Below are 11,981 nucleotides of genomic sequence, written 5' to 3' on the forward strand. Positions count from 1 at the left end.
GCCGATCCCACAGGGATTTCCAGTGGCTTTGGGACCCAGCCCAATCAGAACAACTTCAGCGGCTCTTCATTGAGCGCCGCCAATTGCTCGCGCAATGCCAACACCTGGTCGCCCCAATAACGCTCACTGCCAAACCACGGGAAGCTTCGCGGAAACGCCGGATCATCCCAGCGGCGGGCCAGCCAGGCGCTGTAGTGCATCAGGCGCAGGGCACGCAGGGGTTCGATCAGTGCCAGTTCGCGCGGGTCGAAGTCATGGAATTCCTGATAGCCGTCCATTAATTCCGATAGCTGGCCCAGGCACTCCTGGCGATCCCCGGCAAGCATCATCCATAGATCCTGCACGGCCGGGCCCATGCGACAGTCGTCCAGGTCGACGATGTGGAACACCTCGTCGCGGCACATCATGTTGCCGGGATGGCAATCGCCATGCATGCGGATGTTCTGATGGGGCGTGGCGGCGTAGACCTCTTCGACACGCTTGAGCAGATCCCTGGCCACCGACTCGTAGGCGGGTAGCAGGCTCGTGGGGACGAAACCACTTTGCAGTACCGTCTCCAGCGAGTCATGGCCGAAGTTCTTCACGCCCAGCGCTTCACGGTGCTCGAACGGGCGGGTGGCTCCGATCGCATGCAAGCGCCCGAGCAGTTGGCCCAGGCGATAGAGCTGATCGAGATTGCCCGGCTCCGGCGCTCGTCCACCTCGACGGGGAAACAGGGTGAAACGAAACCCTGCGTGCTCATGCAGGCTGGCGCCGTTGTGAATCAGCGGTGCCACCACCGGCACTTCGTGATCAGCCAGTTCGAAGGTGAAGCGGTGCTCTTCCAGGATGGCTTCGTTGGTCCAGCGCTGCGGACGATAAAACTTGGCGATCAGCGGTTCTGCATCTTCGATGCCCACTTGATAAACGCGGTTTTCGTAGCTGTTGAGGGCCAGCACCCGGGCATCACTGAGAAAGCCGATGCTTTCGACGGCATCCAGGACCAGGTCGGGCGTGAGGGTTTCAAACGGATGGGACATGCTGACTCCTGCGCAGCGGCAGGGCTGCCGCGTCCGGCCCAGCATGGTAGCGCAAAGCGGTCATGATGGGTCGGTAGGCATTGGGTCGCTCTTCGTGGCGAGGAAGCAAGCTCCCCCGCCAGGAAAGTGTCAGGCGCCGATGACGCCGCCGTCTTCGCGGGTAATCACCATCACCGAAGAGCGTGGCTTGCCGTTGGGCAGATGCTCGGGGAACGTCGAGCCACCGTTTTCGCCTGGATGCTGGATGCCGACGAATATGGCCTTGTAGTCCGGGGCGAAACTGATCCCGGTGACTTCACAGCCCACCGGTCCGACCATGAAGCGGCGAATCTCACCGCTGTTGGGATCGGCGCACAGCATCTGGTTGTTGCCCATTCCCGCAAAGTCCCCCGTGTTGCTGGAGTCGCCGTCGGTCTGGATCCACAGCCGCCCGCTCTTGTCGAAACCCAGGCCGTCAGGGCTGTTGAACATATTTTGCGCGTTGACGTTGGACGATCCGGCCTTGGGCGTGCCGGCGTGTACCGTCGGGTTGCCGGCGACCACGAACAGGTCCCAGTCGAAGGTGTTGGCGGCGTGATCGTCGCGGTCGGTGCGCCAGCGCAGGATCTGCCCGTAGACGTTTTTCGCCCGCGGGTTGGGCCCGTCCACCGGCTGGCCGTCTTCGCCGCGCTTGGCGTTGTTGGTCAAGGTGCAATAGACCTGGCCGTCCTTGGGGCTTACCACGATCCACTCTGGGCGGTCCATGCGAGTGGCGCCAACGACGCTGGCGGCCAGTCGCGCATGGATCAGGACTTCGGCCTGGTCATTGAAGCCTTTTGCCGCGTCGAGGCCATTTTTGCCATGGGTCAGCTCGATCCACTGGCCCTTGCCTTTGGGATGGTCCGGATTGCCGTCCCCGGCGTCGAAGCGCGCCACGTACAAGGTGCCGTGGTCGAGCAGGTCGCGGTTGGCCTTGGCATTGCGGTGATCTATACGATCACGGCTAACGAATTTGTAGATGAATTCGCCTCGCTCGTCGTCGCCCATGTACACCACCGCGCGACCGTCATCGGTCTGCGCCAGGGCGGCGTTTTCGTGTTTGAAGCGACCCAGGGCGGTGCGTTTCACCGGGGTGGATTTTGGATCGAACGGATCGATTTCCACCACCCAGCCGTGGCGATTGAGTTCGTTGGGGTTCTTCGCCAGATCGAAGCGAGGGTCGTGCAGGTGCCAGTTGATTTCGCGGCTGGTGACGGTAGCGCCGTAGCGCTTTTGACCGTCATCGAATTTCAGGTCGGGCTGGCTGCTGCCGAAGCAGTCGGTGAAGTTTTCTTCGCAGGTCAGGTAAGTGCCCCATGGCGTCATGCCGTTGGCGCAGTTCTGGAAGGTCCCCAGCACATTCTTGCCGCTCTTGTCGGCGAGGGTTTTCACCCAGTCGTGACCGGCAGCCGGGCCGCTCAGGCGAATCGGCGTGTTGCCATGAATCCTGCGGTTGTAGCGCGAGTCCTGGACGAACTGCCATTGGCCTTGACGACGCTCGATCTCGATCACCGACACGCCTTCGCTGGCCTGGGCCTTGTGCACTTCTTCGGCCGACTGCGGTTGGCCGCCGTGGGGGAAGAGGTAGCGGTAGTTGGTGTACTCATTGTTGATCGCCATCAGCGCCCGGTTTTCGTCGCCAGGGAACGGGAACAGGCTCATGCCGTCGTTGTTGTCGCCAAACTGCACTTCCTGGGCGCGGGCGGTGCCGTTGCCGCTGGGGTCGAAAGCCGGGGCGTTTTTCTGTAGCGGCTGGCCCCAACTGATCAACACCGAGGCCTTGTAGCCTGGTGGGAGGGTAATGGTGTCGGTCGTCGCGGCGGCAATGCTGTCGAAGCCCAGCATGCTTTTGTTGCCTTCGCTCACGGCGGCGGCCATGACGCTGCGGCTCAGCAGGTTGCCGCCCAGGAACATCGCCGCGCCACACAGGGCACCCGCGCCGATGAAACGTCGACGGCTCAGGCCGACGATCTTTTCCAGATCGGTGGATTGGTTTTCTTCTAATAGGCTCATCATCGGGCTCCCTGCTGGTTTTGGCAGCCACCTTAAAGCGGGTCGATGACGATTTTGTTGCAGCGCTTTATAGGGGCGTGCCCAGCAGCACATTTGTCGAAGAAAACCGCACCTGCACCGGCGAATCGCAGGTCAGGTTGCGTTCGCCCAATTGAGACGGGGCGGCGAGGGCGCAAAGGGTCTGGCCGTTGGGCAGACCGATACGCACTTCGCTGGGGCCGTCTTCGGCGATGGCGATGTGTTCGATGATGCCGTGGAGTGTATTGGTCGACGGATCCTCCGGCTGATCGGAGGGGTACAGTTCCAGCCAGCCGGCCTTGATCAGCGCGACGACTTCGGTGCCGGTCTCCAGCTCCAACCGCTGCGTACTGTCATGAGTGATCTGCGCTTCGATGACCAGCCCGCGGGCCAGTTCAAGGCGAACACGATCGTTGTGGCCTTGGGCGGTGATATCGAGGACCTTGCCATGTAATTGGTTTCGGGCGCTGGTGCGCAGCATCAGGCGACCGAGCAAGCCCAGGTCGCCTGCGTCCTCGCTCGCTTCCAGAAGCTGGGCCTGCAAGGTTTGCAGGCGCTGGTAAAGACGCAGCACGCGCTGGCCTTCCTCCGACAGCTTTGCACCACCTCCGCCCTTGCCACCTACGCTGCGCTCGACCAGTGGCCGGTCGGCCAGGTTATTCAACTCATCGATCGCGTCCCATGCCGCTTTGTAGCTCAGCCCGGCGCTCTTGGCCGCCCGAGTGATCGAGCCCTGCTCGGCGATGTGCTGCAACAGCGCGATGCGTTGTGGTCGGCGGACGATGTGTTGGGTCAGGAGCGTAGGCAATGACATGACGGAAACTGCGCGGGATCGAAGCAAGGACGTTGGCGCCTCGGCGCCCGCGCGTCAAGCCGGGTCGCCGGGTTTCGGCGTGCGAGCCAGGCAATACACATCGACCCGGGCGGCGCCGGCTTCGAGTAGCAGATGCGCAAGCGTCTGAGCCGTCGCGCCTGTGGTGAGCACATCGTCCACCAGCGCCAGGTGACGGTTTGCCAAAGTGGCGTCGGGCGTCAGGGCGAAGGCATGGCGCAGGTTTCGACGTCTTGCCGGGGCGTCGAGGGCTTGTTGTGCAGGCGTGTCCTGGATGCGCTGCAACAGGTTTTCTTCGCAAGGGATGTGCAGCGGCCCGCTGAGCCAGCGGGCCAGCAATGTCGCCTGGTTGAACCCGCGTTGGCGCAGTCGACGAGCCGCCAGCGGTACCGGCACCAGCGCATCGGGTCGCTCCAGCCCTTCATCGAAATGATGTTGGACCGACTGCGCCAACAGTTCGGCCAGCAAACGGCCAAGCGGCCACTTGGCCTGATGCTTGAAGCGGGTGACCAGCGTGTCCACGGGAAAGTCATAGACCCATGGCGCCACGACCCGTTCGAAGGCCGGCGGTCGCGTGGCGCATTGTCCACAGCGGAGCCCGGCCATCGGCAGCGGAAGCGCACAGACGCTGCATTGATCGCCGAGCCAGGGCAACTCGCTTTCGCACGGCGTGCAGATGGGTTGCGGTGTGTCGGTGGATTCGCCGCACAGCAGACAGGTCTGTTTGTTTTTTAACCAGATGTAAACCGGTGTTGTGTGTCGTGGTTGACAGCGCATGACTCTTCCTTAAATATGCCGAACATCCGTGTCGCGCCTGTGGGTATTCGATTTCCCGGGCGCCAGCCAAGCATAATCAAGGAAATGCCCATGAGCGCCAGCACCACTGCCAACCTGCGTCATGACTGGTCTTTGGCCGAAGTCAAAGCACTCTTTGTCCAGCCATTCAATGATCTGTTGTTCCAGGCGCAGACCGTGCACCGCGCGCACTTCGACGCCAACCGCGTCCAGGTTTCCACGCTGCTGTCGATCAAAACCGGCGCTTGCCCGGAAGATTGCAAATATTGTCCGCAGTCCGGCCACTACAACACCGGGCTGGAAAAAGAGAAATTGCTCGAAGTGCAGAAGGTCCTCGAAGAGGCGGCGCGCGCCAAGGCCATCGGTTCGACCCGATTCTGCATGGGCGCGGCGTGGAAGCATCCGTCGGCCAAGGACATGCCTTACGTGCTGGAGATGGTCAAGGGCGTGAAGGCCATGGGGCTGGAAACCTGCATGACCCTCGGACGGCTCGACCAGGAGCAGACCGAAGCGCTGGCCCAGGCTGGCCTGGATTACTACAACCACAACCTGGACACCTCGCCTGAGTTCTACGGCAGCATCATCACCACCCGCACCTACAGCGAGCGCCTGCAGACCCTGGCCTATGTACGGGATTCGGGTATGAAAATCTGCTCCGGCGGCATCCTGGGCATGGGCGAATCCCTGGACGACCGTGCCAACCTGCTGATCCAACTGGCAAACCTGCCGGAGCACCCGGAATCGGTGCCGATCAACATGCTGGTCAAGGTCGCCGGCACGCCGCTGGAAAATGCCGAGGACGTCGATCCGTTCGATTTCATCCGCATGCTCGCCGTGGCGCGGATCATGATGCCCCAATCCCATGTACGTCTTTCCGCCGGCCGTGAAGCGATGAACGAGCAAATGCAGGCCCTGGCATTTTTTGCCGGCGCCAACTCGATTTTCTATGGCGACAAGCTGTTGACGACCGCCAACCCGCAAGCCGATAAGGATATGCAGTTGTTCGCACGCCTGGGCATCCAACCCGAAGCCCGCGAAGAACACGCTGACGAAGTGCACCAGGCGGCCATTGAACAGGCATTGGTGGAGCAGAAGAGCAGCGAGCAGTTTTATAACGCTGCTGTTTGATCGCTCGCCAATTCCCTGATTGGAAGCAGGACACTGTGGGAACGAGCCTGCTCGCGATAGCGATGCAACATTCAACATTCATGTCGACTGGTACACCGCAATCGCGAGCAGGCTCGCTACCAAAAAGGTCCTGGGCCAATCCATAGACAGTTGAGGCCTGCATGCCCTTCGATCTCGCCGCACGCCTGGCTGCCCGTCGTGCCGAAAATCTATATCGCCAGCGACCGCTGCTCGAGAGCCCCCAGGGCCCGGAAGTCGTAGTGGACGGCCAGCCGTTGTTGGCGTTCTGCAACAACGACTACCTGGGCCTGGCCAATCACCCGCAAGTGATCGAGGCCTGGCGCGACGGCGCAGCGCGCTGGGGCGTCGGCGGTGGAGCGTCCCACCTGGTGGTCGGCCACAGCGCGCCTCACCACGCCTTGGAAGAAGCCCTGGCCGAGCTGACCGGCCGGCCGCGGGCGTTGCTGTTCACCACCGGCTACATGGCCAACCTTGGCGCGGTCACTGCCTTGGTGGGGCAGGGCGATACCGTGCTGGAGGATCGCCTCAACCACGCCTCGTTGCTCGATGCCGGGCTGTTATCCGGCGCGCGCTTCAATCGCTATCTGCACAACGATGCCCGAAGCCTGGCCCAGCGTTTGGAGAAAGCCATTGGCAACACGCTGGTGGTGACCGATGGTGTTTTCAGCATGGACGGGGATGTCGCGGATTTGCCGGCGCTCGCCCGCGAAGCCAAGGCCAAGGGCGCCTGGCTGATGGTCGATGACGCCCACGGCTTCGGCACGCTGGGCGTTACCGGCGGCGGTATCGTCGAACATTTCGGCATGAGCCAGGAAGACGTGCCCGTGCTGGTCGGCACACTGGGCAAGGCGTTTGGCACCGCCGGCGCCTTTGTGGCGGGCAGTGAGGAACTGATCGAAAGCCTGGTCCAGTTCGCCCGGCCCTACATCTACACCACCAGCCAGCCACCCGCTTTGGCCTGCGCCACGCTCCGGAGCCTTGAACTGCTGCGCAGTGAGCATTGGCGGCGAGAACATCTGAGGCAGTTGATCAGCCAGTTCCGCCAGGGCGCCGAGCAGATCGGCTTGCGCTTGATGGACAGTTTCACCCCGATCCAACCCATCCTGATCGGTGATGCGGGGCGGGCGATGGAGCTGTCCCGGATGCTGCGCGAGCGCGGGCTGATGGTCACGGCGATCCGGCCGCCCACCGTGCCGGCCGGTAGCGCCCGCCTGCGGGTCACCTTGACCGCCGCCCACAGCGAGGCCCAGGTCCAGCTATTGTTGGATGCATTGGCCGATTGTTATGCAAGGCTGGGACCGGAGCCAAACCATGCGTGATCGATTGATCTTGTTGCCAGGATGGGGCCTGGGTACTTCGCCCCTCGAACCGTTGGCCGCTGCGCTGCGAGGGCTCGATGAGCACTTGCAGGTGGAAATCGAACCCTTGCCCGCTTTGGCGTCGAGTGCGCTCGATGATTGGCTCGATGAGTTGGATGCTACGTTGCCCCAGGATGCCTGGCTGGGAGGCTGGTCCCTGGGCGGCATGTTGGCCGCGGAACTGGCCGCGCGCCGGGGCGAGCGCTGCTGCGGCTTGCTGACCTTGGCCAGTAATGTGTCTTTCGTGGCCCATGAACAATGGCCGGGGGCGATGGCCCCAGAAATATTCGATGGGTTTCTTGCCGGGTGTGTTGCCGATCCGCGCCAGACGCTCAAGCGCTTCAGTTTGCTGTGCGCCCAAGGGTGCGACGACCCACGCGGGTTGTCGCGATTGCTGCTCGGCGGTGCACCGAACACCGCGCCTGACGTGTTGATGGCCGGGCTCGAATTATTGGCGCAACTCGATACCCGGGCTGCGTTGCAGGGCTTTCGCGGTCCTCAGCTGCATTTGTTTGCCGGGCTCGATGCCTTGGTGCCGGCCGAAGCGGCGGGCGAGTTGCTGGCGTTGCTGCCGGATGTCGAAATCGGCCTGATTGAACAGGCCGGCCATGGATTTCTGCTGGAGGATCCCCACGGCGTGGCGGGGGCGATCCAGGCTTTCTTGCATGAGTCCGGTGATGACTGACTTATCCGTTGTGAAGCTACCGGGTGCTTTGCCTGATAAACGTCAGGTAGCGGCCTCGTTTTCCCGGGCGGCGGCCAGTTATGACAGCGTTGCCGAGCTACAGCGCGATGTAGGCGGGCAATTGCTCGGGCGCTTGCCTTCGTCGCTCGATCCACAACGCTGGTTGGACCTGGGCTGCGGCACGGGCTATTTCACCCGAGCGCTGGGCGCGCGGTTCGGCGAGGACGCGGGCCTGGCGCTGGATATCGCCGAGGGGATGCTCATCCATGCCCGCCCGCAGGGCGGTGCTGCGCATTTTATCGCTGGGGATGCGGAGCGTTTGCCTTTGCACTCGGCGAGCTGCGACTTGGTTTTTTCCAGCCTCGCGGTGCAGTGGTGCGATGATTTCGCCTCGGTGTTGCGCGAGGCCCATCGTGTTTTGAGGCCGGGTGGACTGTTTGCCTTTACCAGTCTGTGTGTCGGCACGTTGTACGAACTGCGCGACAGTTGGCGTCAGGTGGATGGCTTGGTACACGTCAACCGTTTCCGTGATTTCGAGACTTATCGACAGTTATGCGCAACCAGTGGTTTGAACGTCCTCAGTCTGGAAAATCAGCCCCACGTCTTGCATTACCCGGATGTACGTAGCCTGACCCACGAATTGAAAGCATTGGGCGCCCATAATCTGAATCCCGGCCGTCCCGGTGGGTTGACGGGCAGGGCACGGATCCTGGCGCTGGTTGAAGCCTATGAACAGTTTCGCCAGGTCCAGGGCCTGCCCGCGACTTACCAGGCGGTCTACGCCGTGTTGGAGAAACCGCTATGAGCCAGGCTTATTTCATCACCGGCACCGATACCGATGTGGGCAAGACCACCGTGGCAGCGGGCCTGCTGCACGCGGCGCGCCAGGCCGGCATGAGCACGGCCGCCGGAAAACCGGTGGCTTCCGGTTGCGACGTGACGCCCAAAGGGCTGCGCAACGCCGATGCCTTGGCCTTGTTGGCCGAATGCTCGGTGCCGTTGAGTTATGCACAGGTCAATCCGGTGGCGTTCGAACCGGCCATTGCGCCGCACCTCGCCGCCCGGGAGGCGGGCGTCGCGCTCACGGTGCAGTCGCTGCTGGGGCCGATGCGTGAAGTGCTGGCGCTGGGCGCCGATTTCACCCTGATCGAGGGCGCGGGCGGTTGGCGCGTGCCGCTGGCCGGCCAGGACAATCTGTCCGACCTGGCGATTGCGCTGGGCTTGCCCGTTATCCTGGTGGTGGGCGTGCGCTTGGGCTGCATCAGCCACGCCTTGTTGACCGCCGAAGCAATCGCCCGCGACGGCTTGCAACTGGCCGGATGGGTGGCGAACATCATCGATCCGGCCACCTCACGCCTGGAAGAAAACCTGGCAACCCTGGCCGAGCGCCTCCCGGCGCCTTGCCTGGGCAGGGTGGCGCGGATCCAGAGCGTGACCGCCGAGGCTGTGGCCGGGCACCTGCAAATGGACCTGTTGGACTGACGACTTGCCAAGGTTTTGCCTATGACAAGGCACTGTGCCATTAGTGTTTTTGTCGGGCCTTTTGCCAAGCCTTCTGGTTCAATGCCAGTGCCGACCCTTTCAAGAAAACGAGCCCCGCCATGGAAATCTCAGGAAATACCGCGTTCTACGCTGGTCTGAGCACGATTCAGACGGGGCAGAACCGTGTCGACCAGGCTTCCAGCCAGATCGCCAACAATACGATTGAGCGTTCGGTCACCAGCCAATCCTCCGAAGTCCAGGTCGATCGCCTGCGCTCGGTGGATCGCAGCCAGCAATCGGACCTGGCCAGCAACATGGTGGACATGGCCCAAGGCAAGTTCCAAGTGCAATTGGGCGTGAACGTCGCCAAGGCTTCCGACGAAATGCTCGGCACTTTGATCGACACATTTGCCTGATCCGACCCGACACGGACTTTGAAAACGCCGCGATAATCGCGGCGTTTTTGTCTCTAACTCCTTCTCCCTCAACTAATCTTTCCCTGCGCGTCCTGCGCACAATTCATAGCGATGGATTTCTCGCGTCCCGAACGCCTGCTAATCGATGACGAATGGCAAAAGATCGATGCTTGACAAGTTTTGGGCGTAAACGTATGTTTCAAACAACTGTTTGACCGCTACAATAAATCCGCGCGGTCGTTCATCCCCGGTTACATCAGCAGAGGTTTATCGCTATGCCTGACTACAAGGCCCCCTTGCGTGATATTCGCTTCGTTCGTGACGAACTGCTCGGCTACGAAGCGCATTATCAGAGCCTTCCGGCTTGCCAGGACGCAACTCCAGACATGGTTGACGCCATTCTCGAAGAAGGCGCCAAGTTTTGTGAGCAGGTGCTGGCACCGCTGAACCGCGTGGGTGACCTTGAGGGTTGCACCTGGAGCGAGTCCGGCGTGAAAACTCCGACCGGCTTCAAGGAAGCCTACAAGCAGTTCGTCGAAGGCGGCTGGCCAAGCCTGGCCCATGACGTCGAGCACGGCGGCCAAGGCCTGCCGGAGTCCCTGGGCCTGGCGGTCAGCGAGATGGTCGGTGAAGCCAACTGGTCGTGGGGCATGTACCCAGGCTTGTCCCATGGCGCGATGAACACCATTTCCGAACACGGCACGCCCGAGCAGCAAGAGGCGTACCTGACCAAGCTGGTGTCCGGCGAATGGACCGGCACCATGTGCCTGACCGAACCTCACTGCGGCACCGACCTGGGTATGCTGCGCACCAAGGCCGAACCTCAGGCCGACGGTTCCTACAAAGTGACCGGCACCAAGATTTTCATCTCGGCTGGCGAACACGACATGGCCGACAACATTGTCCACATCGTGCTGGCACGCCTGCCGGATGCACCCGCCGGCACCAAGGGCATCTCGCTGTTCATCGTTCCAAAATTCCTGCCGAACGCCGACGGCACCGTCGGCCAGCGCAACGCCGTGAGCTGTGGTTCCCTGGAACACAAGATGGGCATCCACGGCAACGCCACCTGCGTGATGAACTTCGACGCGGCCACCGGTTTCCTGATCGGCCCGGCGAACAAGGGCCTGAACTGCATGTTCACCTTCATGAACACCGCACGCCTGGGCACTGCGCTGCAAGGCCTGGCCCACGCCGAGATCGGCTTCCAGGGCGGCCTGAAATATGCCCGTGATCGCCTGCAAATGCGTTCTTTGACCGGCCCGAAAGCGCCAGACAAGGCCGCCGACCCGATCATCGTGCACCCTGACGTGCGCCGCATGCTGTTGACCATGAAGGCCTTCGCCGAAGGCAACCGGGCGATGGTGTACTTCACGGCCAAGCAGGTGGATATCGTCAAGTACGGCGTGGATGAAGAAGAGAAGAAGAAAGCCGATGCGCTGTTGGCGTTCATGACGCCGATCGCCAAGGCCTTCATGACCGAAGTCGGCTTCGAATCGGCCAACCATGGCGTGCAGATCTACGGCGGCCACGGCTTCATCGCCGAGTGGGGCATGGAGCAGAACGTTCGCGACAGCCGCATCTCGATGCTGTACGAAGGCACCACCGGCATTCAGGCGCTCGACCTGCTGGGCCGTAAAGTCCTGATGACCCAGGGCGAAGCGCTCAAGGGCTTCACCAAGATCGTCCACAAGTTCTGCCAGGGCAACGAAGGCAACGAAGCGGTCAAGGAGTTCGTCGAACCCCTGGCTGCGCTGAACAAAGAATGGGGCGAGCTGACCATGAAGGTTGGCATGGCGGCCATGAAGGATCGCGAAGAAGTCGGCGCGGCCTCGGTGGATTACCTGATGTACTCCGGTTACGCCTGCCTGGCCTATTTCTGGGCCGACATGGCGCGCCTGGCGGCGGAAAAACTTGCAGCCGGCACCACCGAAGAAGCGTTCTACACCGCCAAGCTGCAGACCGCGCGCTTCTACTTCCAGCGCATCCTGCCGCGTACCCGCACCCATGTTGCGGCCATGTTGTCGGGCGCCAACAACCTGATGGACATGAAAGAAGAAGATTTCGCGCTGGGCTACTGAGCCTTAGGCGATTCTCCACAAGCCGCTGCTTCTTCGGGAGCAGCGGCTTTTTCATGCCTGCCATAACCCCAATCAAGGCCTTCGACGAACCCGTGGCGAGGGAGCTTGCTCCCGC

Annotated in this window: 11 protein-coding genes; 7 read left to right on the forward strand and 4 right to left on the reverse strand. The window is 62.1% G+C overall.

From position 1 onward, the window contains the following. Positions 1-44 precede the first annotated feature (44 nt). The 4 genes from J3P81_RS02270 to J3P81_RS02285 form a co-directional block, all read right to left on the reverse strand. Positions 45-1,019 (reverse strand): serine/threonine protein kinase, encoded by a 975-nt coding sequence (locus J3P81_RS02270; protein ID WP_420764913.1) that lies wholly within the window; start codon positions 1,017-1,019, stop codon positions 45-47. Positions 1,020-1,148: 129 nt separating this feature from the next. Beyond that, positions 1,149-3,050, reverse strand: coding sequence for a PhoX family protein (locus J3P81_RS02275; protein WP_434561951.1), 1,902 nt, complete (start codon positions 3,048-3,050; stop codon positions 1,149-1,151). Between the two features lie 67 nt (positions 3,051-3,117). Next, positions 3,118-3,882 carry a TOBE domain-containing protein gene (locus tag J3P81_RS02280; RefSeq protein WP_434561953.1) on the reverse strand — a complete coding sequence of 255 codons (765 nt, stop codon included), beginning with the start codon at positions 3,880-3,882 and terminating at the stop codon, positions 3,118-3,120. Between the two features lie 54 nt (positions 3,883-3,936). Further along, positions 3,937-4,677, reverse strand: coding sequence for a double zinc ribbon domain-containing protein (locus J3P81_RS02285; RefSeq protein WP_434561955.1), 741 nt, complete (start codon positions 4,675-4,677; stop codon positions 3,937-3,939). Positions 4,678-4,767: 90 nt separating this feature from the next. Between J3P81_RS02285 and bioB the strand changes: the two genes are divergently transcribed. From bioB to J3P81_RS02320, 7 genes are all read left to right on the forward strand, one after another. Further along, positions 4,768-5,823 carry a biotin synthase BioB gene (gene bioB / locus J3P81_RS02290; protein ID WP_434561957.1) on the forward strand — a complete coding sequence of 352 codons (1,056 nt, stop codon included), beginning with the start codon at positions 4,768-4,770 and terminating at the stop codon, positions 5,821-5,823. Between the two features lie 161 nt (positions 5,824-5,984). Beyond that, on the forward strand, positions 5,985-7,163 hold the full coding sequence (gene bioF / locus J3P81_RS02295) for an 8-amino-7-oxononanoate synthase (RefSeq protein WP_420764908.1): 1,179 nt from the start codon (positions 5,985-5,987) through the stop codon (positions 7,161-7,163). Next, positions 7,156-7,887: an alpha/beta fold hydrolase gene (locus J3P81_RS02300; protein ID WP_434561959.1), complete on the forward strand. Its 732-nt coding sequence runs from the start codon at positions 7,156-7,158 to the stop codon at positions 7,885-7,887. Before bioF ends, J3P81_RS02300 begins: the two co-directional genes overlap by 8 nt. After that, positions 7,880-8,692 carry a malonyl-ACP O-methyltransferase BioC gene (bioC, locus tag J3P81_RS02305; RefSeq protein ID WP_420764906.1) on the forward strand — a complete coding sequence of 271 codons (813 nt, stop codon included), beginning with the start codon at positions 7,880-7,882 and terminating at the stop codon, positions 8,690-8,692. The genes J3P81_RS02300 and bioC overlap by 8 nt, the downstream gene beginning before the upstream one ends. Further along, positions 8,689-9,369, forward strand: a complete 681-nt coding sequence (bioD, locus tag J3P81_RS02310; protein ID WP_420764905.1) for a dethiobiotin synthase — start codon at positions 8,689-8,691, stop codon at positions 9,367-9,369. Before bioC ends, bioD begins: the two co-directional genes overlap by 4 nt. A 119-nt stretch (positions 9,370-9,488) precedes the next feature. Then, a complete protein-coding gene (locus J3P81_RS02315) occupies positions 9,489-9,785 on the forward strand; it encodes a pyrroloquinoline quinone biosynthesis protein PqqE (RefSeq protein ID WP_420764904.1) in 297 nt (98 codons plus the stop codon). A 275-nt stretch (positions 9,786-10,060) separates the two neighbouring features. Next, positions 10,061-11,866, forward strand: coding sequence for a phenylacyl-CoA dehydrogenase (locus J3P81_RS02320; RefSeq protein ID WP_420764903.1), 1,806 nt, complete (start codon positions 10,061-10,063; stop codon positions 11,864-11,866). Positions 11,867-11,981 lie beyond the last annotated feature (115 nt).

The sequence above is a fragment of the Pseudomonas sp. R1-6 genome (assembly GCF_051132115.1).
Classification (GTDB): domain Bacteria; phylum Pseudomonadota; class Gammaproteobacteria; order Pseudomonadales; family Pseudomonadaceae; genus Aquipseudomonas.

Coding starts and splice junctions, on each gene's coding strand:
- J3P81_RS02270 (WP_420764913.1), bottom strand. CDS start 1,019: ATGTCCCATCCGTTTGAAACCCTCACGCCCGACCTGGTCCTGGATGCC.
- J3P81_RS02275 (WP_434561951.1), bottom strand. CDS start 3,050: ATGAGCCTATTAGAAGAAAACCAATCCACCGATCTGGAAAAGATCGTC.
- J3P81_RS02280 (WP_434561953.1), bottom strand. CDS start 3,882: ATGTCATTGCCTACGCTCCTGACCCAACACATCGTCCGCCGACCACAA.
- J3P81_RS02285 (WP_434561955.1), bottom strand. CDS start 4,677: ATGCGCTGTCAACCACGACACACAACACCGGTTTACATCTGGTTAAAA.
- bioB (WP_434561957.1), top strand. CDS start 4,768: ATGAGCGCCAGCACCACTGCCAACCTGCGTCATGACTGGTCTTTGGCC.
- bioF (WP_420764908.1), top strand. CDS start 5,985: ATGCCCTTCGATCTCGCCGCACGCCTGGCTGCCCGTCGTGCCGAAAAT.
- J3P81_RS02300 (WP_434561959.1), top strand. CDS start 7,156: ATGCGTGATCGATTGATCTTGTTGCCAGGATGGGGCCTGGGTACTTCG.
- bioC (WP_420764906.1), top strand. CDS start 7,880: ATGACTGACTTATCCGTTGTGAAGCTACCGGGTGCTTTGCCTGATAAA.
- bioD (WP_420764905.1), top strand. CDS start 8,689: ATGAGCCAGGCTTATTTCATCACCGGCACCGATACCGATGTGGGCAAG.
- J3P81_RS02315 (WP_420764904.1), top strand. CDS start 9,489: ATGGAAATCTCAGGAAATACCGCGTTCTACGCTGGTCTGAGCACGATT.
- J3P81_RS02320 (WP_420764903.1), top strand. CDS start 10,061: ATGCCTGACTACAAGGCCCCCTTGCGTGATATTCGCTTCGTTCGTGAC.